At 72.4% G+C, this 23,593-nt stretch carries 21 protein-coding genes; 8 read left to right on the forward strand and 13 right to left on the reverse strand.

Translation table 11 applies throughout. The features are described from left to right. Window position 1: 1 nt before the first annotated feature. The 3 genes from ABGB10_RS22920 to ABGB10_RS22930 all read right to left on the reverse strand — a co-directional run bounded on the left by ABGB10_RS22920 (window position 2) and on the right by ABGB10_RS22930 (window position 4,389). Entirely contained in the window at window positions 2-2,170 is a 2,169-nt protein-coding gene (locus ABGB10_RS22920; RefSeq protein ID WP_347662950.1) for a hypothetical protein, read from the reverse strand. A gap of 8 nt (window positions 2,171-2,178) precedes the next feature. Further along, window positions 2,179-3,357, reverse strand: a complete 1,179-nt coding sequence (locus tag ABGB10_RS22925) for a low temperature requirement protein A (RefSeq protein ID WP_347662951.1) — start codon at window positions 3,355-3,357, stop codon at window positions 2,179-2,181. A gap of 90 nt (window positions 3,358-3,447) precedes the next feature. Then, entirely contained in the window at window positions 3,448-4,389 is a 942-nt protein-coding gene (locus tag ABGB10_RS22930; protein ID WP_347662952.1) for an SDR family NAD(P)-dependent oxidoreductase, read from the reverse strand. 131 nt (window positions 4,390-4,520) lie between these two features. On the opposite strand from ABGB10_RS22930, the gene ABGB10_RS22935 reads away from it, so the two are divergent. After that, window positions 4,521-5,342 carry a helix-turn-helix transcriptional regulator gene (locus tag ABGB10_RS22935; protein ID WP_347662953.1) on the forward strand — a complete coding sequence of 274 codons (822 nt, stop codon included), beginning with the start codon at window positions 4,521-4,523 and terminating at the stop codon, window positions 5,340-5,342. Here the strand turns inward: ABGB10_RS22935 and ABGB10_RS22940 are convergent. From ABGB10_RS22940 to ABGB10_RS22950, 3 genes are all read right to left on the reverse strand, one after another. Further along, window positions 5,339-6,106 carry a TetR/AcrR family transcriptional regulator gene (locus ABGB10_RS22940; protein WP_347662954.1) on the reverse strand — a complete coding sequence of 256 codons (768 nt, stop codon included), beginning with the start codon at window positions 6,104-6,106 and terminating at the stop codon, window positions 5,339-5,341. The two genes, ABGB10_RS22935 and ABGB10_RS22940, sit on opposite strands and share 4 nt — an antisense overlap. An 80-nt stretch (window positions 6,107-6,186) precedes the next feature. Next, entirely contained in the window at window positions 6,187-7,818 is a 1,632-nt protein-coding gene (locus tag ABGB10_RS22945; RefSeq protein ID WP_347662955.1) for an MFS transporter, read from the reverse strand. Beyond that, the gene (locus ABGB10_RS22950) at window positions 7,815-8,510 is read right to left on the reverse strand and encodes an SDR family oxidoreductase (protein ID WP_347662956.1); all 696 of its coding nucleotides are present in this window, start codon (window positions 8,508-8,510) and stop codon (window positions 7,815-7,817) included. The genes ABGB10_RS22945 and ABGB10_RS22950 overlap by 4 nt, the downstream gene beginning before the upstream one ends. Window positions 8,511-8,672: 162 nt before the next feature. Between ABGB10_RS22950 and ABGB10_RS22955 the strand changes: the two genes are divergently transcribed. The 5 genes from ABGB10_RS22955 (at window position 8,673) to ABGB10_RS22975 (ending at window position 13,903) form a co-directional block, all read left to right on the forward strand. Next, entirely contained in the window at window positions 8,673-9,965 is a 1,293-nt protein-coding gene (locus ABGB10_RS22955; protein WP_347662957.1) for a histidine kinase, read from the forward strand. Then, entirely contained in the window at window positions 9,953-10,618 is a 666-nt protein-coding gene (locus ABGB10_RS22960) for a response regulator transcription factor (RefSeq protein ID WP_347662958.1), read from the forward strand. The genes ABGB10_RS22955 and ABGB10_RS22960 overlap by 13 nt, the downstream gene beginning before the upstream one ends. A 101-nt stretch (window positions 10,619-10,719) precedes the next feature. After that, window positions 10,720-11,781, forward strand: a complete 1,062-nt coding sequence (locus ABGB10_RS22965) for a Gfo/Idh/MocA family oxidoreductase (RefSeq protein ID WP_347662959.1) — start codon at window positions 10,720-10,722, stop codon at window positions 11,779-11,781. Between the two features lie 240 nt (window positions 11,782-12,021). Continuing rightward, window positions 12,022-12,570 (forward strand): DUF1062 domain-containing protein, encoded by a 549-nt coding sequence (locus tag ABGB10_RS22970; RefSeq protein ID WP_347662960.1) that lies wholly within the window; start codon window positions 12,022-12,024, stop codon window positions 12,568-12,570. A gap of 217 nt (window positions 12,571-12,787) precedes the next feature. Continuing rightward, window positions 12,788-13,903, forward strand: a complete 1,116-nt coding sequence (locus tag ABGB10_RS22975) for an acyltransferase (RefSeq protein ID WP_347662961.1) — start codon at window positions 12,788-12,790, stop codon at window positions 13,901-13,903. Between the two features lie 21 nt (window positions 13,904-13,924). On the opposite strand, the gene ABGB10_RS22980 is transcribed toward ABGB10_RS22975, so the two are convergent. The 3 genes from ABGB10_RS22980 to ABGB10_RS22990 form a co-directional block, all read right to left on the reverse strand. Next, on the reverse strand, window positions 13,925-14,092 hold the full coding sequence (locus ABGB10_RS22980; protein ID WP_347662962.1) for a hypothetical protein: 168 nt from the start codon (window positions 14,090-14,092) through the stop codon (window positions 13,925-13,927). A 396-nt stretch (window positions 14,093-14,488) separates the two neighbouring features. Further along, window positions 14,489-14,710, reverse strand: a complete 222-nt coding sequence (locus ABGB10_RS22985) for a hypothetical protein (RefSeq protein ID WP_030335934.1) — start codon at window positions 14,708-14,710, stop codon at window positions 14,489-14,491. Window positions 14,711-15,001: 291 nt separating this feature from the next. Beyond that, window positions 15,002-16,075, reverse strand: a complete 1,074-nt coding sequence (locus ABGB10_RS22990; protein WP_347662963.1) for a PIN domain-containing protein — start codon at window positions 16,073-16,075, stop codon at window positions 15,002-15,004. 219 nt (window positions 16,076-16,294) lie between these two features. On the opposite strand from ABGB10_RS22990, the gene ABGB10_RS22995 reads away from it, so the two are divergent. Then, window positions 16,295-18,331: a glycosyl hydrolase family 28-related protein gene (locus ABGB10_RS22995; RefSeq protein ID WP_347662964.1), complete on the forward strand. Its 2,037-nt coding sequence runs from the start codon at window positions 16,295-16,297 to the stop codon at window positions 18,329-18,331. Between the two features lie 59 nt (window positions 18,332-18,390). Here ABGB10_RS22995 and ABGB10_RS23000 read toward each other — a convergent pair whose 3' ends face one another. The 4 genes from ABGB10_RS23000 to ABGB10_RS23015 form a co-directional block, all read right to left on the reverse strand. Beyond that, window positions 18,391-19,047: a hypothetical protein gene (locus tag ABGB10_RS23000; RefSeq protein ID WP_347662965.1), complete on the reverse strand. Its 657-nt coding sequence runs from the start codon at window positions 19,045-19,047 to the stop codon at window positions 18,391-18,393. A gap of 14 nt (window positions 19,048-19,061) precedes the next feature. After that, window positions 19,062-20,150, reverse strand: a complete 1,089-nt coding sequence (locus ABGB10_RS23005; protein ID WP_347662966.1) for an SRPBCC domain-containing protein — start codon at window positions 20,148-20,150, stop codon at window positions 19,062-19,064. A 67-nt stretch (window positions 20,151-20,217) separates the two neighbouring features. Next, entirely contained in the window at window positions 20,218-21,267 is a 1,050-nt protein-coding gene (locus tag ABGB10_RS23010; protein ID WP_347662967.1) for a nitronate monooxygenase, read from the reverse strand. Window positions 21,268-21,298: 31 nt separating this feature from the next. Continuing rightward, a complete protein-coding gene (locus ABGB10_RS23015; RefSeq protein ID WP_347662968.1) occupies window positions 21,299-22,408 on the reverse strand; it encodes a hypothetical protein in 1,110 nt (369 codons plus the stop codon). A gap of 144 nt (window positions 22,409-22,552) precedes the next feature. On the opposite strand from ABGB10_RS23015, the gene ABGB10_RS23020 reads away from it, so the two are divergent. After that, window positions 22,553-23,518 carry a hypothetical protein gene (locus tag ABGB10_RS23020; protein ID WP_347662970.1) on the forward strand — a complete coding sequence of 322 codons (966 nt, stop codon included), beginning with the start codon at window positions 22,553-22,555 and terminating at the stop codon, window positions 23,516-23,518. The last annotated feature ends 75 nt before the right edge of the window (window positions 23,519-23,593 follow it).

Here is a 23,593-nt window from a genome sequence, read left to right on the forward strand (position 1 = left end):
CTCAGCCAGAACGACGGAGGCGGCCCACGAGCTCGCTCACCGCCACCGTGAACTCGGGGTCGGACTCGCCCGGATGGTGCCCCAGAATCGGCGGCGGACGGCGCTCCCCCGGCGCTGGCAGCAGGTCCGCCGGATCCCGCAACCGCCGGTCGACGCGGCCGGCCGGATCGGTCGGGTCCGGGGGTGGATCACCGGGCCGGTGCGCGGCGAAGATCCAGCCACCGACGGGGTCGGTGTCCCGCCACAGGTTGAGCCATCGCCACTCGATCCGCTTCCCGACCTGTCGTAGCACCTCCTCGTTGAGGTAGGCGGGAAAGAGCCGGGCGTACAGGCGATCCAGCGGCGATCCGTAGGTGAGCAGCGCGACCCGCTGACGGGCGCGCGGAGGCAGCCGCAGCACCGCGAGAGCGAGCAGCGCGGACCCGTGGCTGTGCCCACAGAGCAGCACCCCGTCATGTCGCTCGGTCAACTGGGTGATCCGCTCCGCCAGCTCCGGTACCGCCCGGTCGGCGTAGCTCGGAGGCGCGAACGGGTGCGCCGCCCGGGGCCAGAAGGTGCCCAGGTCCCACAGGATGCCGACGTGCCGGCGAAACCACGCCGTGCGGTAGGCGAACGCCCCACCCAGGAGCAGGGCCACCACCAGGGCCGCCACGAGGTAGCTACCCAGGGCGAGCCCCATGCCGACCACCCCGGCCGGAAGCCCGAGAGCCCGCGTCGCCAGTTCGTCCGGTGCCAGGTCGAACAGCCTCGACAGGCCGGTGGCCAGCCCGATCACGGCGAGCGCGGCCCACGCGACGGCGAGCAGTCCCAGCCACTCGGCGAACCGCGCCCGGGCGACCGCCTTCCTCACCTGGCGCAGCCGCCCCACGCCCTGCGGCGTCACCGTCGGAAAGTCGCGGGCCGTCACCGCCGCTGCCGCGCGGCGACGGTGTGGCCGAGACAGCAGGGTCAACGCCCCGCACACCATGACGCCGACGGCGACGTGCAGAAAGAACGCCAGGATCGTCCACTGGTACGGCAGCGGCGGCCCGCCGTCGCCACGGTAGCCGCCCAGCAGGTTTCCGCTCTGGTAGACGAGGTTCGCCGAGAACGCTCCGGCGAGGCCGACCGCGAAGGCCGCGACCACCGCTGCGCCCAACCCCCGCGGTAGCGCGTTGCGGCGTTCCCCGCGACCGTGATGCCACAGCACCAGCGCACTCAGCGACACGAGCAGGATCATCTCCGCGAGCAACGCCCAGGTCGCGATGGTGTCGTAGCCGGGCAGCGCGGCGGACGAGGGCCAGGCACGCTGGTCCAGGACGATGGTGGCGAGGGTGGCCACGGTCAGGCCGACGGCCACCGCGCGCACCGTGGTGGCGGTTCGGGTGACCATCCGCATGGTTGCCGCCCGGTCCAGCAGGCCGGGGACGACGAGCAGTCCGGCACAGGCCAGCAGCACCGCGACGCTGAGCGTCAGCAGCAGGGCCGTCACGGCCGTCGCGCCGTCTGCCGTACGGGCCGCGAGCAGTATCAGACTGAGCACGGCGAGCGCGGCGGCCACGTGGATCGCCCGCAGCCGCCCCACGAGTGGCTCGACGACCCACAGGGGTTTGCCGGCCGGGCGGGGCCGGCGGCTGCCGAGCAGCCGGAGGAACGCCACGGCGGCGAGCGGCAGGAGCGACAGAACGGCCAGCCGCAGCCCGACCTGCCGCCCGTCGAGACCGAACATCGCGTCGAACGGGCCTCTGCAGCGCGTCGCACCGAGACACCGCCAGGCGAGCAGGTCGAGCGCGGCCCCGGCGACGGACACCACGTACAGCACGGTGAGATCGAGCGCGAGGAGTCGGCACAGCACGGTGACCCCGGCGGCGCTGTGACGGGCCGTGGGCCGCATCCACACCGCCAGGTTGCTGAGCATGAACGGCAGCAGGAAGACCAGGGAGAGGGTCCGGGCCACGGTGCCCGAGGGGAGGTCACCCCAGCGGTACGCCTCGAGCGTCACCGCGTCCGGGCCGCCGCTGTCGGACCGTTCGGCGCGGTGGAAGCCCCCGCTGTCGTCGCCGGCGACCTGCCGGGCCGGTGCCTGATCGAGAATGACTCTGGGCTCTGCCCCGGACACGCCGTGCACCCGCAACTCCACCACGTCGTGCTCGCGCCGTGGGCCGCCGTGCTGCCCTGCTCCCTCCGACATCGGGGCGGCTACCCGTGCTGCCGGCTGGCCGCGTCGGCCTGCCACGGTATGGGCATCGCGTCAACCAGGACGATCAGCAGCAACACCCCGGCGACGACCGCGCTGCTGACCAGCTGCGGGAGGTTCCAGGTCGCCAGCCCGGCCACGATGAGGGCCGGCACGCCGATCAGGCGCGCCCAGGGCAGGCCGCTGTCGACCGCAGCCGCGAGCAGGATCCGGGCGGTCAGGAACAGCGCGGGACCGATCACGCCCAGGGCCAGTTGTCCCTGGTCGCGGGTGCCCGGATCATCGATCGTCATCTCCATCGCGACCGAGGTGGCGAGGACCCCGCCGATCATGACCAGGTGCAGGTAGCCGGCCATCAGCGCCAGCTTGCTGCCGGGCGGCCCGGCCGCCACGACGGCGGCGCCGAGCCGCGTGCCGGCCGGCACCAGGTAGAGACGGGCGAGGGCCACCGCGGTCACGAACGCCAGGACGAACGCCAGGGTGCTCTCCCGGTCCAGAGCAGAATCGCTGTACGTCATGCCGGCGATCAGGATCAGCTCACCCAACGCGATGATGAAGATCTGTTGGTAGCGCTCGGAGAGGTGCTCCCCGTTCACCTGAAGGTCGGGCCAGGTGCTGCGCCCGAGCCACGGGAAGGGCCAACGCAGTCGCGCGAGGGCGTACTCCAGCAGCAGGGCGAGCGCCCAGAGTATCTCCCGGGCCGGGGCGACGACCGCCCCGACGATCCAGAGCACGCCGGAGATCGCGAACCAGATCGCCACCCGCGCGCTCCGTACCTGTAGCGGATGCCCCCGCAGCGCCGGGAGCAACAGCGCGCCCCGGCCCAGATGGATGGCGACGTAGGCGACGGCGAACACCAGTGCGTGCGAGTCGAACGCGGTGGGCACGGCGGAGGCCATCAGCAGGCCGCCGAACATCACCCAGAGCAGGAGTACGACGATCAGCGGGGCGCGCGGGTCGAACCAGTCCGCCGACCACGCGGTCACGAACCACACCCACCAGAGCGCCGCCAGCATGATCAGCGTCCGGAAGCCGCCGGCCACGGTGATGTCGTCGAGCAGCGCCCGGGACAGCCGGGTCAGCGCGAAGATGAACGCCAGGTCGAAGAAGAGTTCCAGGAACGACGTCCGGCGGGGGTTCTCACGTCGCTGGAGCAGCCGGCCGGCAAGCCCGTTCGTCATCGCCCGCCTTCCCTGACGTCAACTGCCGCCCCAGTCGTACCACCTGGGCAGCCGGGACCGGGCGCGTTCCCCCGGGCCCGGCGGTCGTCCTCAACGGCCGGTGGTGACGACGCCCCGGGACATCAGGTCCGATGCCACCTCCCAGAGCCGCTCGGCGTTGCCCGGGTCGACCGCGTACGCGGCCACACCGCTGTAGTCGGCCGGCCGCGCGGTGACGACCGCCGCCTCGGCGCAGTCCTCGAAGTAGCGACCGCCGACGCCGTCGAGCAGCGGGGACGCGGCGAGCAGCACCGAGGTCGCGGCACCCTGTTGCGGCGTCTTCTGCCGTTCCTTCGGGGTGCGCAGCCCACCGGTGTGCTTCTGCAGACCGGTGGCGATGGCTCCGGGGTTCAACGCGTTGGCGTAGATGCCCTCGCCGGACCAGCGGCGGGTCACCTCGACGGCGAGCAACGCCTCGGCGCTCTTGGACTGCCCGTACGCCAGCAACGGGTCGTACGGACGGAACGCGAAGTGCAGATCGTCGAAGATCACCGGGGAGAAGAGGTTGCCGCTGGAACTGACCGACACGACCCGGGCCCCTCCGGCGGCGGCGAGGGCGTCGTGCAGACCGACGGTCAACGCGAAGTGCCCCATGAAGTTGGTGGCGAACTGCATCTCCCAGCCCTCGGCGGTGCGCTCCAACTCCGGCAGGGCCATGATCCCGGCGTTGTTGACCAGGATGTGCAGCGGCTGGTCCCAGGCGGCGACGAATCGACGTACCGATTCCTGGTCGGCCAGGTCCAACTCGCGGACGGTGACCCGGTTGGCGCCGATACTGGCCGCGATGTCGGCGGCGGCCTGCTCGCCGGCCGCGACCCGGCGTACCCCGAGCACCACCTCGGCGCCGGCGGCGGCCAGCGAGCGGGCGGTCTCGACGCCGATACCGGCGGCCCCTCCGGTGACGACGGCCCGCATGCCGGTCAGGTCGACCCCGGCGACGACCTCGTCGGCGGTCGAGGCGAAGCCGAACGGGGTCACGATTCGCTCAGTCATCTCTGTCCCATCCTCCGATCACGCTTACCTCAGCCACTGTCACCCAACCAGCGGGCGGTGTCCGGGTCCTGGTTTTCCTGGTAGTGGCAGGACCAGGATGGGCGGCCGGTCACCGCTCCTACGATGGGTTGGTGAGCACGGCCGGCCCGCTCGGCGAGTATCTGCGTGCCCGGCGCGAGCTGATCGGGCCGGGCGACGTCGGGCTGCCCGCGCACGGCCGTCGGCGGGTGCCCGGCCTGCGGCGTGAGGAGGCGGCCCTGCTCGCCGGCATCAGCGCCGACTACTACCTGCGGTTGGAGCAGGGCCGGGACCGGCACCCGTCGGCGCAGGTGCTCGACGCGCTGGCCCGGGCGCTGCTGCTGGACGCGGAGGCCACGGCCCATCTGCACCGCCTGGGCGGACCGGTCCCGGCCCGCCGCCCGGCGCGACGGCCGGAGCGGGTGCCGACGGGAGTCCGGCAACTGGTCGGGTCGTGGACCGAGACGCCGGCCTTCGTGCACGGCCGGCACCTGGATGTGCTCTTCGCCAACCCCCTGGCGACCGCGCTGGCACCCGTCTTCAGGACCGGGGTGAACCTGCTGCGCGCGGTCTTCCTGGACCCGAGCGTGCCAGCGCTCTACCCCGCCCTGACGGCGGTCGCGGCGAACGCGGTGGCCGGGCTGCGCGCCCAGGTCGGCCCGGAGATGGACGACCCCCGCCTCACCGAGCTGGTCGACGAGCTGACGGCCGGCAGCGAACGGTTTCGACGGTTGTGGGCACGGCACGACGTCAGCGTCCGGGCGGGCGGTGGACTGCGGGTGTTCCAGCATCCGCAGGTGGGCGAGTTGGAGCTGCGCTACGAGAAGTTCGCGATCAGCGGCACCACCCAGTCGCTGGTCGTCTACCACGCCGAGCCGGGCAGCCCGTCGGCGCGCACCCTGGCGCGGCTGGCCCCGACGGCGGTGCCGGGCTAGCCGGCGGTCGCCCGCTCGGCGACCACCACCGAGATCCCGTCCAGAACCCGTTGCAGACCGAACTCGAAGGCGTACTCCGGGCCGTACGCGGCACCGTGCTGCTGGCCCGCCGCGGTGCCGACCCGGGAGGCGGTCGGGTAGGTGTCGGCCGTCAGGAAGGTCTCCAGCCAGGGCGCGTGCGACTGCCACCACTGGCCGTCGGTCATGCCGGTCTCGCGTTCCAGGTCGACCACCTCGGAGGCGGCCCGCGCCGCGCTCTTCACGTGGCCGAGCACGAGGGTGAGCACCGCGTCCATCTCGACGTCGGTGAGCCCGATGTCGGCGACCGCGCCGAGCTCGTGGTCGTACTTCGCCACCAGGTGCGGGCCGAGCACCGGTCTGGTCGTCTCGGCCCGCAGCATCCAGGGATGCCGTTGGTAGAGCGCCAGGTTGTCGCGCGCGATCCGTTCCAGCCGGGCTCGCCAGCCGCCCTCGACGGTAGGGCGCGGCATCTCGCCGTACGCGCTGTCGATCATGACGGCGACGAGTTCGGCCTTGCCCGGCACGTAGGTGTAGACCGACATCGTGCCGACCCCCAGCGCCTCGCCGACCCGGCGCATGGTCAACGCGTCGAGGCCCTCCGCGTCGGCGATGTCGGTCGCGGCCCGGACGATCCGGTCGACGCTGAGCGCCGGACCCGCGCTGCGGCTGGTCGGCTCCCGGGTGCGCCAGAGAAGGGCCAGGCTGCGGGCCGGGTCCGCGGTCGCCCTACGCTCACTCGCCATGGTGCGGCCATCCTAACAACGCGGCCGTACGCGGTACGCCCGCGTCGGCCTGCCCCGGGCACACGCCCGGGCGTGTGGAATCAGAGCGCCTCGCGCTCGTCCGACAGCGTCGGGCCGGCGGCGGCGGGCACCAGGTGTCGAACCTCCAGCTCCCCGTCGGTCAGCTCCCGGGCCCGTTGCTCGGCCGCGCGGTCCTCACCGGTCAACCGGCCACCGTGCTGGCGCAGGTGCTCGTCCCAGGAAGGCACCAGATACACCTCGACGAACCGGTCGGTCATCTCGGCCGGGCGGAACAGCCCCCAGCGCATCGCGCCGGTCCGCTGCCGCGCGCCACGCACCAGGTCCATCGCCGCCAGGAACCGTTGGGTCCGCTCCGGCCGGACGGTGTACTGCACTGTCACCAGCACCGGCCCCACCCCCGGGTCGGGCTCGCGCGCCAGGTGCAGTTGCGGCCAGTACGCCGCCGGTTCCCGGTCCACCGACCGCAGGTCCGGCAACGGCCAGATCCGACTCGTCAGGGTGCCGACAAGCATCAGCGCCGCCGCCGCCAGGTACGCGAGGACCAGCCCGGCCATGTCCGCCACCAAACCCCAGAGCAGCGCACCGGCGGCCTGCCCACCGGCGAAGCACACCTGGTAGACAGCCAGGCCCCGGGCCCGTACCCAACTGGGCAGGAAGAGCTGCATCTCGGCGTTGACGTTGGCCAGCACCGTCACCCAGGCCATCCCGGCGGGCAGCAGGGCGAGCAGCACCAGCGGCACCACCCGCACGGTGCCGACCACTGTCAGCGCCACTGTGAACAGCGCCCCGGCGACCAACAGGAGCTGGTTGGCCGACAGCCGGGTGCGGATCACGGCCAGCAGCACCCCACCCGCGATGGCGCCCACGCCGAGGGCGGCCAACAGCACCCCGTACCCGCCGGAGCCCAGCCCCAGCCGCCGACTCGCCACCAACGGCAGCAACGCCCACAACGCGCTGGCCGGGACCACGAAGACCAGCGCACGGCGCAACAGCCGGCGGACGGTCGGCGAGTGGCGTACGTAGCGGCTGCCGGCGCGCAACGCGGCGGTGAACCGCTCGGGCACCTCGACCGCGCGGGCGTTACCGGGCCGCCAGCGCCACAGCGCGTACGCGAAGATGCCGAAGGCGACCGCGTTGATGCCGAAGACCGGGGCGACGCCGGTACGGGCGATCAACACGCCGGCCACTGCGGGCCCGACCGCCCTCGCCACGTTCACGCTTATCGAACCGAGCGCGGACGCCGACCGCAGCTGGTCCTGCGGCACCAGCTCCGGGATCACCGCCGCCCAGGCCGGCAGGGTCAGCGCCTGCCCGACCCCGAACGCGAAGGTGAGGGTGAGCAGCAGCGCGGGCGGCATCCGGCCGGTCAGGGTGAGCAGCGTCAACGCCACCGCCACCGCCACCAGGAACAGCTGCACGGCGATCAGCAGGTGCCGGCGGTCGAAGCTGTCGGCCAGCACCCCGGCGGGCAACGCCAGCAGCAGCACCGGCAGCAGACTGGCGGTCTGCACCAACGCGACAAGGGTGGAGGCGTTGGAGTGGTTGATCAGCAGCCACTGCGCGCCGACGGTCTGCATCCAGGTGCCGATGTTGGCGGCGAGCAGGGCCAGCCACAGGTTGCGGTAGACCGCCGTCCGCAGCGGCGCCCACGCCGAGGCCGGACGGTCAGCGGGCCCGGCTGCGGCCGTCACCACCGCCCGTCCGCGCGCAACACGCGCTCACCGGAGACGTAGAGGTCGTCGGGTTCGAGCAGCAGCAGCCGGACGACCTCGGTGGCGACCTGTTCGGGCATGGCGTACACCTCGTCCAGGAACTCGGCGCCCACCCGTTCCTGTAGCCGCGTCGGCATCGGCCCGGGATGCAGCTGCATCACCTTGACCCGATTGCTGTGCTGGGCCTCGGCCAGCGAGTCGACAAGGCTGTTGCCGTAGCTCTTGGTGGCCCGGTAGACGGGGATGCCGGGCCGGGGTGCCGCCAGCGCCAGCGCGCCGATGTACACGACGTTGCCGTGGCCCTGCCGGTGCAGGTGCTGCACCGCCTCCCGCAGCAGGTATGTGAGGCCCAGAACGTTGATCTCCACGGCCCGGCGGATGTGTTGCACCGACAGGTCCCCCAGGTCGCCGCCCGCCCACATGGAGGCGCAGGCCGCCACCCCGTCGATCGTGCCGTAGCGCTCGACCACCTCGGCGAACCCGTCGCGGACCTGCTCGTAGGAGGAGATGTCGCAGACGGCGCCGTCGCAACCCAGCTCGTCGGTCGCGGCGGCGACCTCGGCCGACACGTTGCCGAACACCACGACCTGATGCTCGTCGACGAGCAGTCGGCCCACCGCGAGGCCGAGACCGCTGGTCCCGCCGACCACCACGAAGGTTCTGGCACCCATGTCTCTCCAGCCGCCGCCAGCACAGGTCACGCGGGCCGCGTGACGGCGCGTTCTTCCCGTTTCCGGACTCCGCACACCCGCTCGCGGGTAGTACTGGGCATACCCCGAAGAGTGGATCTGGACGGCTGGGGCACCCGGTCGCTCCCGATTAGCGTCTGCTGCATGACCACGGAACACCCGTCGCACCTGGCCGAGGCGCTACGCCGCCGCCGCTGGCTGATCTCCGCGTGGCCCTGGCGCGCGCTGGCCTACCTGGTGACCACAGTGCCGATCGCCGGCATTCTCGGCGTCGGGCTGGTCGTCATCGGCGGACCCATGCTGGCCGCCGCCAGCACGCTCCGGCGGCACGGTCGAGCGCCGAGCATCGCGCTGATGCTATTCCTGATCACCAGCAGCCTCATCCTGCTGGCGTTGGCCCCGATCGTGAGCTTCGCGCTGGCCACCGGCGAGCGGTGGCGGCTCCGGCTCGTCGACAATCGTCCGTTGCCCTCGTCGACGTGGCCGGGCCTGGTCGCCCGCTACCGCAGCGCCGCGACCTGGCGGGAGGTGGCCTACCTGTTCTGGCTGGGCGGGTTCACGCCGGTTGTGTACTGGGTGTTCCTGATCCTGGTGTTGCTCGACCTCGGGATGGTCACCAGCCCCTGGCTGGCCGGCGACGCCAACGAGCCGGTGGTGCTCTGGCAGCCGATCGACAGCACCGGCGAAGCCATTCCGTACGCGATCGTGGGGGTGCTGCTGATCCCGGTGCTCTGGTACGCCGCGGGTCTGCTCGCCGCCGTCCAGGCCGCCGTGGCGCGGTGGGCACTGGCCTCGCCGGTGGACGCGGCGGCGTTGCGCGAGGTCGCCCGTTCCCGTACCCGCCTGGTCAGCGCGTACGAGGCCGAACGGCGCCGGATCGAGCGGGACCTGCACGACGGCGCGCAGCCGCGCCTGACCAGCCTCACCCTCCAGCTCGGCCTGGCCCGGCTGGACGTACCCGAGGACTCCCCCGCCGCCCGACCCCTCGCGGTGGCGCACGACCAGGCCCGGGGTCTGATGGTGATGCTGCGGCAACTGGTGCACGGCATCCGTCCGCAGAGCCTCACCGACCTCGGTCTGGCCGGCGCCGCACAGGAGTTGGCCGACGCGTCGACTGTCGCGGTCACCGTTCGCGCCGACCTCGACGGCGAGCTACCGGAGATCGTCGAGACCACCGCGTACTTCGTGGTGTCCGAGGCCCTGGGCAACGTGGTCCGGCATTCCGGGGCGACCCGGGCGGACGTACGCCTCACCCGGGTCGGCGGTGACCTGGTGGTCGAGGTGTCCGACGACGGCCGTGGCGGCGCCGACCCGAGCCTGGGTACGGGCCTGACCGGTCTCGCCGACCGGGTCGCCGCCGTGGACGGCCGGCTGCTGCTGTCCAGTCCGCCCGGCGGGCCTACCCTGGTCCGGGTGGAGCTGCCGTGCCGTCGCTGACCCGGGTGGTGCTCGCGGAGGACGAGGTGCTGCTGCGGGAGGGCCTGGTCGCGCTGCTGACCCGCTTCGACTTCACGGTGTGCGCCGCCGTCGGCTCCGCGCCCGAGCTGCTGGACGCGGTCCGCGAACACGAACCGGACCTGGTGCTGACCGACATCCGGATGCCACCCGGCCGCCGCGACGACGGGTTGCGCGCGGCCGTCGCGTTACGCGCCGGGCGACCCCACCTGCCGGTCGTGGTGCTCAGCCAGTACGTGCAGACCGGGTACGCGGCGGCGCTGCTGGACAGTGGCGACGGCCAGCGGGTGGGGTACCTGCTCAAGGACCGGGTGGCCGAGGTCACCGAGTTCGTCGACACGCTGCGTCGGGTCGCGACCGGCGGCACCGCCATCGACCCGGACGTGGTCCGGCAACTGCTGCACCGCCCGCGCGATCCGCTCGCCGCGCTCTCCGCTCGGGAACGCGAGGTGCTGGCGCTGCTGGCCGAGGGCCGGTCGAACGCGTCGATCGCCGCCCGGCTGCACGTCACCGAGGCGGCGGTGGGCAAGCACGTCGGCAACATCCTGCTGAAGCTCGACCTGCCACCCAGCGACGACACCAACCGCCGGGTGCTCGCGGTCCTCACCTACCTGCGGGCCGACCCACCGGCCTGACCAGCACCGGGCCGAGATCGGGCCGGCCCGCTCGGGGCGTAGATTCTCCTCCGCGGTACCGCCCGCATCGGGGCGCGGACCAGGGAGATGGGGGCACGGGCATGGCGGAGGAGCTGCGGGTTGGTCTGCTGGGGTACGGGTTGGCGGGTCGGGTGTTCCACGCACCGCTGATCGCCGCGACGCCCGGGCTGCGGCTCGACGCCATCGTGACCCGCGATCCGCAGCGGCGCGAGCAGGCCGGGCAGCTCTTCCCGGACGCGCGCCTGGTCGACGACGCCGACGAGTTCTGGCGTACGCCGGATGATCTGGACCTAGTCGTGGTGGCAACGCCGAACCGGCAGCATGTGCCGATGGCGCGGGCGGCGCTCGCGGCCGGGCTGCCGGTCGTGGTGGACAAGCCGTTGGCCGCGACGGCCGCGGAGGGCCGCGCGCTGGTCGACGAGGCGACCGAGCGTGGGGTGCCGTTGACGGTGTTCCAGAACCGGCGTTGGGACGGTGACTTCCTGACCGCCCGCCGTCTGGTGGAGCAGGGCGAGTTGGGGCGGGTGCTGCGCTTCGAGTCCCGGTTCGAGCGTTTCCGTCCGACGATCAAGCCGGGCTGGCGGGAACTGGCCGGGCCCGAGGAGGCCGGTGGCGCCCTCTTCGACCTGGGCGCCCACCTCGTCGACCAGGCGGTTCAGCTCTTCGGTCGGGTCGACCGCGTCTACGCGGAGGTGGACCGTCGCCGCGCGGGCGCGGCTGTCGACGACGACGCCTTCGTGGCGTTGACCCACGCCAACGGGGTGCACTCGCACCTGTGGATGGGCGCGATGACCGCCCAGCTCGGGCCTCGCCTGCGGGTGCTGGGCGACCGGGCCGGCTACACCAGCTACGGGCTGGACGTGCAGGAGGCGGCGCTGCACGACGGCGGCCGGCCGGACCAGCCGGGCTGGGGCGAGGTCCCGCCGGAGCGGTACGGCATGCTCGGCGTCGAGGGTGACCTGCGGCCGGTGGCCACCGAGCCCGGGTCGTACCAGAGCTTCTACAGGCAGGTGGCGGCGGCGCTGCGCGACGGCGCGCCGATGCCGGTGGACCCACGGGACTCGGTCGACACGGTCGAGTTGATCGAGCTGGCGCACCGGTCGGCGGCCGAGGGCGTGGTGCTGCCGGTCCCGACCGCCTGACCGGGGCCTGACACCCGACCGGTGGGCGCGTCCCGCCACCCGGGCTGCTGAGACGTGCGCGAAAAACCAGTGGAGCGGCGCCGCCGTGCGCCGTTACCGTGCTGCGCAACCAGTCGTCCAGGCAAGGACGTGCCGTTGTACACCCTGTGAGACCTCCCGAGAGCTGATCTGTCGCGTGTCGCGCATCTGCGCCGCGCTCCTTTTTGCTGCGGACTTTCTCACTGAAACCGGTGTACTTCTGTGCTCGAAAATTGGGCCGTCGTGCCCACCTGCCTGCCCACCGTTCGCCGCCGTTGTCACGCGTGCGCGTCCCAGCGCCTTCGGGCGAGCGGCAAGTTCCGCGTCAACGCCAACCACAAGCTCCTCGACGTCTGGCTCCTCGCGCTCTGCACGGCGTGCGGGGAGACGGCGAAGCTCACCGTCCTGGAACGGATGACCGTGAGCGCCATCCGACCCGGGCTGCTGGACCGGCTCCATGCCAACGATTCCGGCCTGACCGCCGAACTGCTCCAGGAGCCGGCGGTCCAGCGTCGAAACCGATTCACCCTGGACTGGGACAACGCCTGGCGTCTCGACACGGGCCGATCGGACCACCTGGACCGCGACGTGATCGACGTCGCGGTCCGCTTCGCGGCACGGATCCCGGTCCGGCCGACACGACTGATCGGTGACGGTTTCGGTCTGTCGCGGGCTGAGGTCGACCGACTGATCACCGAGGGGAAGGTCGTTTCGGCGGTCCGGTTGAGCGGCAAGCTCTCCGGCGACTTCACCTTCACGCTGAAGCGCTGAACGCTCTTCGCGTTCCGTGGGCCTGCCCGGCATGTACCGGCCGGGCAGGCCCCCGGGGCCTGGTGCCAGGGCTTGAGCTGAGGTGCGGGGTCGCCAATGGACAGAACCTGGCATAGTCCATCATAAGACTCGCAAAGTGTGCGATTCTCCACCGGTGAACGATGTCAAGGTCACCAGGCTCGCCTCCCCGAGGCCCACATCTGGCGTGAAGGGTCGCGTGGACCACCTGGACGGCATCCGCGGCATCGCCATCCTGGCCGTATGCGCAGTCCACTGGATCGGCCAGCGGCTCCCCGCCTTCGAGGGTGGCTACATCGGAGTCGACCTCTTCTTCGTCCTCAGCGGCTTCATCATCACCACGCTGCTCGTCAAGCGGGTGCCGCCGTACGGGCGCTTCCTACGGAACCGCGTACGACGGCTCTACCCACCGCTGGTCGGGCTGCTGGTGGGCATCACCGCGCTGGCCTGGCTCCTACCTGACAGCGCGCTCTCCCCGGAGACGTCCCTGCGCCACGGTCTCGTGGCCGCGGTCCAGGCGTCTTCGCTGTGGATCACACTGGGGGGCGTACCGATCGACCCCTTCTCGATGACGTGGTCACTCTCGGTGGAGTGGTACTTCTACCTGCTCTGGCCCCTGGCGGTGCTGCGGCTGCGCCGCATGCCGGTGGCTCACGCCGTACGCCTCGCGCTGCTTGCCGCCGGGGCCTTCTACCTCGTCGCGGCTGTCCAGCCGGCCTGGTGGTTCTACTACGGCCCCCTCGCCCACACCAGTGAATTGCTGGTCGGCGCCGCGATCGCCTTTCCGCTGGCCCAGGGCTGGACACCCAGGCGCCGGATCGGCGGCCGTCCGGTCCTGGTGGCCGCGTTCACCTTCGTGGCACTGTGGACGGCGTTCGGCACCGATCCTTACTCGCCGGCCTACCGCCTCGTCGCACTCCCGCTGACTGTCGGGTGCGCCGTGCTGTTCATCCTCTCCGGCTACGAGGCCCGCCCGGCAGGCCCGGTTCGGCTGCTGTCCTGGCGACCGCTGGTGGCGACCGGGCGGATCAGCTACAGCCTCTACCTCTGGCACACCCTCCCGATCGTGCTTCTCAGCAGGAACTGGCTCGGTCTGCCCAGCATCGCGGTCGGCGTGATCGGCATCGGTATCGCCCTGGGCGGCACCGCCCTCAGCTACCACCTGCTGGAACGGCCGTTCGTCGGGTCGCGCGGCAACGAGTTGTCGGTGAGCCGTGGGCAGGAAACGGCCTCGTCCATCCGCCCCCCTGGCGCGCACCGGCGGGAGCCGGCCACGGTCGGCGCACACAGCCGCCGGGAGATCACCCGCCCCTGAGCGCGAGGCTGTCGCGAGCAGTCACTCCCGGCGAGGGTCTTCCTCGGAGGGTGCGTTGTCCGGGGCTCGCGCGTCGTCGTCGGTCAGCGCGTCGTCCGACGAGGTGGTGGTGAGGTTGGCGAGTTGGCGCTCGGCCTCCCGGACCTCCTCGTCGAGCCTGGGGTTCTCCTCAGCGGGACCCTGCGACATGGGCGACCTCCATCAGGCGCGACCGGCAGCCCTGCGTGTACCCGGACTGTCGACCGAGACACGGAGGCATGCCGGTCGCCCCTGATCAAGTGATGAAAGGTAGCCGAATCCGCTCCCCGGAACCTATTTCTGATCACTTGATCAAGGAGATCCAATATCCTCGGCGACCCACAGGCCACGGCCCTGGTCGCGACAACTGCTCGCAACCGGATTGGGCGTTAGGGCTTCCGGCAGACGTTGCTTCCGTCATGCTTCAGGAGCGGTGACCTGTGAGCTGGCGTGGTCGGCGGGTGAGCCGGTGAGCGATTGCGGGACCGACGTTACCGAGCGCCGGGCCGGTCGGCGGGCGCGCCGGGCCGAAGCCCGGGAGCGTTGCCGACCCGGCCCGGTGCCGGATCAGCGCTGCTTCAGCTCGCGCCAGGATGGGTGGGTGCCGCGCCAGGCGTCGGCGAGGATGGCCGCCGAGGCCCGGCTGGGGCACTGCTGCACCCGCTCACGACCCGACGCCCCACCGATCTGGGCGCGGACCTCCCAACCCTGCCCGTCAGTACGGATGTACACGTCCCGGCGCCCGCGCGGGGTCGTGTCTCCGTTCCACCAGTGCTCCTCCACCTTCATTCGCCGACCGTATAGCAATTCCCGCGCCGAGGGTACGGCGCAGGTATGCCCGGACCGGGGCAAGGAGGACAATCCAGGCGCAGTTCGGGCCAAGTGTTGACGGTTCGAGACCATAACGGGCGGTTCTCCCGCGCCTGACTAGCGAATCAGGAACCCACTCTGCCCCCTCCCCGCCACTCCCACCCCGAACCCTGTTGATCAAGAGGTTCGCGTCACGAATCGCGCTCCCGATGACGCAAACCTCTTGATCGACGCGCGAAGGCCCCCGGGGAGGTCGGCGGGCCGTCAGATTCAGGTTGTCAGGAGGTAGTCGTCGGCTTCCGGGCTCCAGCGCAGGTCGACCGCGCCAACCGTGGCGGCGGCCTTGCAGAACTGTAGGAAGCTGCGGTAGCCGAGCTTCTTCTCGCTGAAGTCCGGGCGGGCCCGGCGCACCTGGTTCTTCAGCCCGGACAACGCCACCGGGTTGCCGCCACTGCCCAGGTCCGCCACGACGCCCCTCAGCAGACCGAACGCCACCTCCCGGTCGCCGTGCTCGGGCAGCGAGACCTCGGGGTCGCCCTTCGCCGGCCCCTCGGCCAACTCGATCACGGTGCGCTCGGCGAGGTGGCGCAGCAGTTCGCCAAAGGTGCGGAAGCCGTAGTCGGACTCGCTGAACGTCGGGTCCTTGCGGAGCAGGGTGCGCTTGAGCCGGGATGCGGTGACCTCGCCGTTGGCGCTGCCCTGCAACCCGGCCACCGTCTGGGCGACCAGCACGGCGAGCGTGTCCACGTCCCGGCCGGGCTCCTCACCGGCGGGTCGGCGGTCCACCTCGGGCTCGGGCTCGGGCGGACGCTGGTCCGCGCCGGTCTGGCGAGAGGGACGGGCCCGCTGGCTGCGGGTCGGCGGGATGTCCAGACCCTCCAGCCGGTCGTAGTAGAGGAACTCGTCGCAGGCCGGCGGGAGCAGCGCCGACGTGGACCCCTCTACCCCGACGCCGATGACCCGCTTGTTCAGCTCGCGCAGCTTGTGCACCAGCGGCGTGAAGTCGCTGTCTCCACTGCAGATCACGAAGGTGGAGATGTAGTCGCGCTCGAACGCCAACTCGATCGCGTCGACGGCCATCTTGATGTCCGCGGCGTTCTTGCGGGACGCGCCCATCCGTTGCGGGATCTCGATCAGCTCGACGTGCGACCGGGTGAGCATCCGACGATCCTCGTCGAAGTACGACCAGTCGGCGTACGCCCTACGAACCACCACCCGACCTCTTTCGGCCAGCGCGTCGGCGATCGGCCGGAAGTCGAAGTCCGCGCCGCCACGGTGGTCGCGCGCGCCCAGCGCGAGGTTTTCGTAGTCGAGGAACAGGGCGATCCGGTCTTCTTGATCCACGGGGATCAGCCTACGCCCGACGTGAGCCGGCCGAGGCAGACGACGCGCGACACCTCAACTCGACGACCGTCCATTTCTTGCGGCCTGATTGTCGCTTCTTTTCGTTGTTCGCTTGCAACCTTGCAGCACGGTGTTTGGTGCTGACATCATGACGATCAATGTCGGGCGTCGGGGGCGCCGGGCGGACCTCCCACCACCATCCACCCAGGAGGGTCACCGATGTTTCGGACCATCATGCCGGCGCGGGGACGCCCCGGCCGGCCGGCCGCCACCGCAGCCGCGCTCGCGGCCGGCCTCACCCTGCTGGTCGTCACCCCCACCGTGGCCGTCGCCGGTCCGACCGTCGCCCCCGGCGCGACGCCCGTCGTCACCCGGGCCGCCCTCGACCCGGCGTTGGTCGCCGGGCGCGGCGCGAACGTCGGCTTCGTCGAGCAGGAGGCCGAGAACGCCCGCACCAACGGCGAGATCATCGGCCCCGACCGGTCCGCCTACACGCTGCCCTCGGAAGCCTCCGGCCGCCGGGCGGTCCGGCTCACCCCCGGGGAGTACGTGGAGTTCGTCCTGCCCAGCGCGGCCAACGGAATCACCGTGCGGTACAGCATCCCGGACGCGCCGCAGGGCGGTGGGATCACCGCGCCGCTTCGGGTCGCGGTGAACGGTAAGCACCTGCGCACCATGACGCTCACGTCGCAGTACTCGTGGCTCTACAACCAGTACCCGTTCACCAACGACCCGCAGGCCGGCCTGCTGCACCCGGACTGGTGGATCACCGAGTGCCAGTGCGTGCCGGCGGCCACCACGCCGTACCCGAGCATCAGCACCCCGTTCCGGCCCACCCACTTCTACGACGAGCAGCGACTCCTGCTCGGACGCACCTACCGGGCCGGCGACAGGATCCGGCTCGCCGCGCCACCCGGCAGCGCCGCCGCCTGGACGGTCATCGACCTGCTCGACTCCGAACTGGTCGCCCCGCCGCGGATCCGGCTGCTCGCGGCGAACGTGCTGGCCTTCGGGGCCGACCCGACCGGCCGGCGGGACTCCGCCGACGCCCTGGACAAGGCCATCGCCTTCGCCCGGCGCACCCACCTCAAGGTCTACATCCCGCCAGGCACCTACCAGGTCAACCGGCACGTCGTCGTCGACGACGTGACCATCGAGGGCGCCGGCAACTGGCACACCGTCATCAAGGGCCGCGAGGTGGCCCTGCCGACGCCCGCCCCGGACGGCTCGGTGCACACCGGCGTCGGGTTCTACGGCCGGGACGCCGCCGACGGCGGCAGCCGCAACGTCCACCTCTCCGGCTTCGCCATCGAGGGCGACGTCCGGGAGCGCATCGACACCGACCAGGTGAACGCCATCGGCGGCGCGATGAGTGACTCGACCATCGACGGGCTCTACCTGCACCACACGAAGGTGGGTGTGTGGTTCGACGGGCCGATGCGCAACGTGCGGGTCACCAACAACATCATCGTCGACCAGATCGCCGACGCGCTCAACTTCCACACCGGAGTGACCGACTCCGTGGTGGCACACAACTTCGTCCGCAACACCGGCGACGACGGCCTGGCGATGTGGTCGGAGAAGACGGCGAACGCGCGCAACACCTTCGACCACAACACCGTGCAGTCGCCGACCCTGGCCAACGGCATCGCCGTCTACGGCGGCACCGACACCACCGTCTCGCACAACCTGGTCGTCGACCCGGTCCGCGAGGGCAGCGGCATCCACGCCGGTTCCCGGTTCGGCGCCGAGCCGTTCACCGGGTACCTGCGGTTCACCAACAACACCACCGCCCGCGCCGGCACGTACGAGCTGAACTGGAACATCGGACTGGGCGCGATCTGGATCTTCGCGCTGGACCGCAGCATCGACGCGAGCATCCAGGTGACCGGCGACGCGTACCTCGACAGCACCTACAACGCGATCATGCTGGTCAGCGACTGGCCGGTGAAGGACCTCTACTCGATCAACAACGTGCAGTTCCGGGACATCCGGGTCGACGGCACCGGCACCTCGGTGGTCAGTGCCCGCGCGGCCGGGTCCGCCTCGTTCGCCAACGTGGACGCCCGCAACGTGGGCGCGGTCGGCGTCAACAACTGCGGTTCGTTCCACTTCACCCCGGCCGGTTCGGAGTTCACCCTGACCGACCTCGGCGGCAACGACGGCGGTTGGCTCGCTCCGTGGCTACTGCCCAACACCATCACCTGCGACGACCGGCCACCCGTGTCGCCGCCCCCGCCTCCGGCCCAGTGGTGAAACGCGGTGGGCGGCCCGAGAAGTCCGGCCGCCCACCGCATCCGCAGGGAGAACGCAGCTCAGCGCAGCTCGGCGTACGCCAGCGGCACGGTCGTCGGCTGACCGTCCCAGCTGCCGCCCAACATCGCCCCGGCCGACCTGTCCGCCCCGGTGCCCGGCCGGCGGACGACGACCAGCCCGACGGCGTCGGTGTCGATGAGCGTGTGGTCCTCGTCGACCACCCGGCGCACGGCGCCGATCGCGGGCGCCTCGGCCTCGCCGGCGCCGCTGACCACGATGGTCACCGTCGGCTCGCGCACCTCGCGTCGGCCGTCGACCTCGAAGTACTGCTCCGCCTGCCCACCGCCGGCGAGAATCGCCTGGGCGAGCGCGGTGACGTACACCGGGTCGGCGCAGCCGTCGTACACCCAGCGGGTGCCGAGCACCGAGTGCTCGGTGGTGCCGACCAGCCAATCCTCGGCCCCGTCGAGAGGCGCGGCGCGGTAGGTGAGCGGGACCTGGTGGACCGGCCCGTCGGCGGTGCCGACCAGCATCGTCTCGATGCCGACCTCACCGGCCGGGTCGTCGAAGCGGTACGCGCCCCGGCTCACCACGTCGGCGCCGGTCAGCGCGCCGGAGGCGCCGATCGGCCCGGCGAACCAGGATCGGTCCGGCAGCCAGGCCGCCAGCAGGTCGAGCTTCGTGGGGCGCAACGTGGCGCGGTGCAGCAGTGCCATGACCGCAGCCTAGGTCAGAGGCCGGCGCACGGGTTGCCGCCCACCGTGCAGCTCTCCGGTTCCCGGGCCTTGGGCCGGTTGTCGCGTACGTCGAAGCGGAACGTCTGTGACCCTCCGGCCGGCAGGGCCGCGCCGGTGAAGGTGACCGCCCTGCCGTCCTGCCGCCAGTCCGCGCCCTCGACGTCGTCGACCGTGCTGCCGTCGGCGAGGTTGACCACCACGGCCCAGTTCCCCGACGCAGTGGTGGCGGGGTTGCCGACCACCACTTCGCCGGTGTAGCCGAACAGCCGGCTGGACTCGGTCTCGTAGCGGGCGGTCAGCGGTGGCGGGGGCGGTGGTGGCGCCGCGAGGGTGGGCGACGGCTTCACCGACGGGGTCCGGCTCGGGCGAACGATCGGCGACGCGGCCGTCCGCGAGGGGCGCGCCGAGGCCGTCGAACGCGGAGTGGTGGCGACCGCGACGGACGTGACGGACGGCGACGGTGACGGTGACGAGGTCGGCGCGGCGCTCTGCTCCGCGTCGGTCGGGAGCGCCACCCACGCCGCCAGCCCTCCGACGACCGCCAGCCCGACCAGCACGGCGATCACCCGCCGACGACGCCGACCACCGCGGGCGGACCCGTTGCGGGAAGCGCCGACCAGTGGCAGTTCGGCGGTCATCCCGCCGTCGCCGCGCCGCAGGTCGACCTGCTGGAAGGCGAGCCAGTCGAGGATGGCCGGCAGTCGTACGGTGAGCGCCTGCCGGAGTTGCTGCTCGCGTGGCTTCTGCTGCTCGACGGACCACCCGCCGTGCGTGGTGACCTCCCGCACCTCCAGCCGGCAGCCCTGCGTCGTGGCCGTGACGACGCAGGTCAGCTCGCTGAGCCGGCCGGCCTCGTCGCAGGTCAGCACGAGACGTTCCGGCTCCTGCCGCTCGGTCACCTCGACCTCGACGTTGGCCTCGAAGCCGGGCAACCCGTCGGTGTGCAGCAGCAGCCGATCCGGTACGCCCTCCAGCGTCTCGGCCTCGGCGAACCACCGGCCGAGCAGTTCCCGATCGGTCAGTGCGAGCCAGACCCGCTCGGGTGGGTGGGACAGGTCGACCTGCCCGCCGATCTCGATCACGGCGAGACTCTAACGGGTCCGCGGGCCGTCCTGCCCCGCCCGCCCGGGCCGGTTGTCGGCGCGCTGGTCATCCCCAGCGGGTCGACCGCTCGACCAGCGCGGTGAGCGCCGCCCGGGCAGCGGCGCTCACCTCGGCGACGACCTCGGCCGCGGGCAGGTCCCGGGCCAGCGCGTGCGCCTGTCCGGCCCAGGCGTTCGCGACCGACGCGTCCCCGTCGCGCCGGGCGGCGGCGAGCAGTGGACGCGTCAGGTGCAGCACCTGTGGGTAACCGGTCGGTGCCGCGGCGTCGTACTGGCGCAGGAAGTCGTTGGCGACGCCACGGGCCCGCTTGCCGGTGAAGGAGCGGGTCAACGCGGTCGGCGCGGTGCCGGCCACCGCCTCCCGGTGCATCGGTGAACTGCCCGCCTCCGGGCAGCGCAGGAAGGCCGTGCCGAGCTGCGCGGCGGTGGCGCCGGCAGCCAGCACGGCGGCCAGCGCGGGGCCGTCGACGATGCCCCCCGCGGCCACCAGCGGCAGGTCACAGCGGGCGGCGGTCAGCCGGAGCAACGGCAGCAGCGCGTAGTCGTCGTCGTCCGGCAGGCCGCCGCGATGCCCACCGGCCTCGGTGCCCTGCACCACCACCGCGTCCACGCCGAGGTCGGCGGCGGCCGTCGCGGCGTCCGGGCGGGTGACCGTTGCCCACACCTCGGTGCCCCGCTCGCGCAGGGCGGCCACCGCCGCCCGCTCGGGCAGCCCGAACACGAAGGACACCACCGGGACCGGGTCCGCGAGCAGGGCGGCCAGCTTCTCCGGGTACGCGTCGTCGCCGCCGACCGGTTCACCCAGGCTGACCCCGCGCTGGGCGGCCTGCGGGGCGAGCCGTTCGGCGTACGCCAGGATGGCAGCCTCGTCGACGCCGCCCGGGTCGGGCAGGAAGAGGTTGACCCCGAACGGCCGGTCGGTGCGGGCGCGGACCTCGGCGACGTCGGCGGCCAGCCGGCCGGTGTCGATCATCCCAGCGGCCAGGAAGCCCAGCCCACCGGCCGCGGAGACGGCAGCCGCGAGCGCGGGCGTGGACGGGCCGCCCGCCATCGGAGCGGCGACGATCGGGTGACGCAACGTGGACAGCGTGGACATGGACCCATCCTGCCGCACCGGCCCCGTTCGCTCAGCGACGTGCGGTGTGCCTCCACCGCAGCACGCCGGCCAGCCCGAGCAGGGCCAACAGTGTCCCGCCGCCGGCGACCAGCGGCCAGGTCCGGTCGGCCGCACCGCCGGTGTCCTCGGCGACCGGACGGACCGCCGTGGGCGCCACCGGACCGGTGGAGCCCGTCGGGGCCGCGGTGGTGGCCGTCTCGGCCGTGGTCGGGTAGCGCAGGATCGTCGGACGGGTGCCCGGCGGCTGGTCCGCGGATTCGGAGACGGTGAGCAGCGACCCGCCGTCGCGACTGTAGGTGATCGACTCGCCCTGGGGCTCGTCCGGCAACGGGGTGGTCCGGGGGGTGCCGGAGGTCAACGCCTTGACCACGTCGCCGTCGGGGACGTCGTACTCGAAGGCGTCGGCGTAGCTGCGCAGCACCACCCGACGCCCGTCCGGCGCGGTCGCCGCGCCGGTCACCACACCCCGCCCGAGGAACGAGAACGGGTTGCTGGTGCTGGTCGTCGGGAGGACCACCTGGCCGGCCGCGGCCAGTGGCGTCGTCGCCCCCGCCCGCAGCGCGCGGGTCGGCCGGTACAGGAACACGGTGCCGCTGCCACCCTTGGTGATGATCAGCGGTTGGCCGTCGGCGTCGAGCAGCAACGCCTCGGCGTCGTGCGGGCGATCCGGGTACGTCATCCGGTGCAACACCGGCTGCTTCGCCCCCGGTGCCAGCCGCCACACGCCGACCGTCGTCCGGGAACGGTCGTTGTCGCCGATGTCGGCGACCCAGACGGTGCCGTCCCGGCCGACGGCCAGGTCCTCGGTGTCCCGGGGCCGGGACGGGTAGGAGACCGCCCGGACCACCGCGCACCGCTGGTCGAGGAAGAAGATCCGGAGACGGGCCTCGTCGTCGGCGCCGTCGTTGACGACCACGTACCCGTCGTCGGTGGCGACCATCCCGGAGATCTCGCGGAGCCGGTCGTCGCGAATCTGGCACACCGGCGCACCGACCGCCGCCGCGCCCGCCGCCGGCGGCGTCAGTGCCACCGTCGGTGCGACCACGCCGGTGAGCAGAGCCCCCAGCGCCGCCCCCACCCGGGCACGCCGCCCCCAGCTCAACCGCCCGCGTACCCGCATCGCCCGTCCTCCTCGTCGCGGCCGTGCCCCGGCCACCCGCCCATCTTGTCCGATCCCGGCCGCTGACGGTGGTAGTCGCGGTACCCGTCCACACCCCTGGTCGATGTACCGTCGCTCCGCCTCGTACTCGATCGGAAGGTGATCATGCCCGGGACCAACACCTCCGCGGCCCGCCCGTTCGGGCGGCGGCTGCTCCGCCGCCTGGGCCGTCCGAGCAGGGGCGCGGCCGTCGTCTGGGTGCCACTCGCCGCGCTCGTCTGCGGCCTCTTCACCGGCGCGTTGGCCAGCCGGGCCGCCTGGGAGACCTCCCGAGCGCAACCCGACCGGGCCGAGGCCAGCGCCATCCTGACCATGGCCTTTCCCGGCCACGACCTCGGCGAGATCGACACCCCGCCCGCGCTCTTCGTCGTCTACGGGCACGCGTTGCGTCTGGGCACCGTGAAGACCCTGGTGTTCGGTGACGGCGGTGAATACCAGGAGAGCGCCACCGGTGCCGCCGCCTTCGGCGCGCCACCGGTGCCCGCCGAGCAGATCGTCGCGGTGGCCCGGGACCGCCTGACCGGTGCCGGCTGGCGGGTGTACGACCCGCGGGTGGCCGAGGGAATCAGCTGCGCCGACAAGATGTGCGCCACCCCGCTGCCGATCACCGACACCACCCTGACCGCTCGACGGGGCGACACCATCCTGAACGCCTCGGTCTCGTCGCAGACCGCCGTCGACGCCACCTACCTTGCGGTCGAGCTGCACCGCGCGCCACCGCCGCTGGTGGTCCCCGCCGGGGTGTTCGGCACGCTGTTGGGCGCGGTGGCCGGGTGGTGGGTCTTCGGCTGGGCCAGCCGTCGCACCGCGGGACGACGGCGCGGCGGGGCGGTGAGTGTCCTGCTGGGCGTGGCCGTGGTGCTGTGGTGGCTGCCGGTGCTGCTGGCCGTCCCGTCGCTGCTGCGCCACCACCTCGGCGAGTCACACCCGGCCTGGCACCCGTTCTGGGAGTGGCTGGGTCAGCCGGCCGCCTCACTGCTCTTCCTGGTCGGCGCGGTGTGCGCGCTGCTGGCGCTGGGACTGGCCGCCGGTGCCCGCCGGAACCAGACGCCCGAGGCACCGGTCGGCTGACCGGCTCCACGGCTCGGAGACCGCCAGCCCGGCGGCGGGCCGCCACCGGATCTGTCGTACCCGTCGTCCATGATC

It is taken from the genome of Micromonospora sp. B9E7 (genome assembly GCF_039871815.1).
In the GTDB taxonomy this organism is placed as follows: domain Bacteria; phylum Actinomycetota; class Actinomycetes; order Mycobacteriales; family Micromonosporaceae; genus Micromonospora.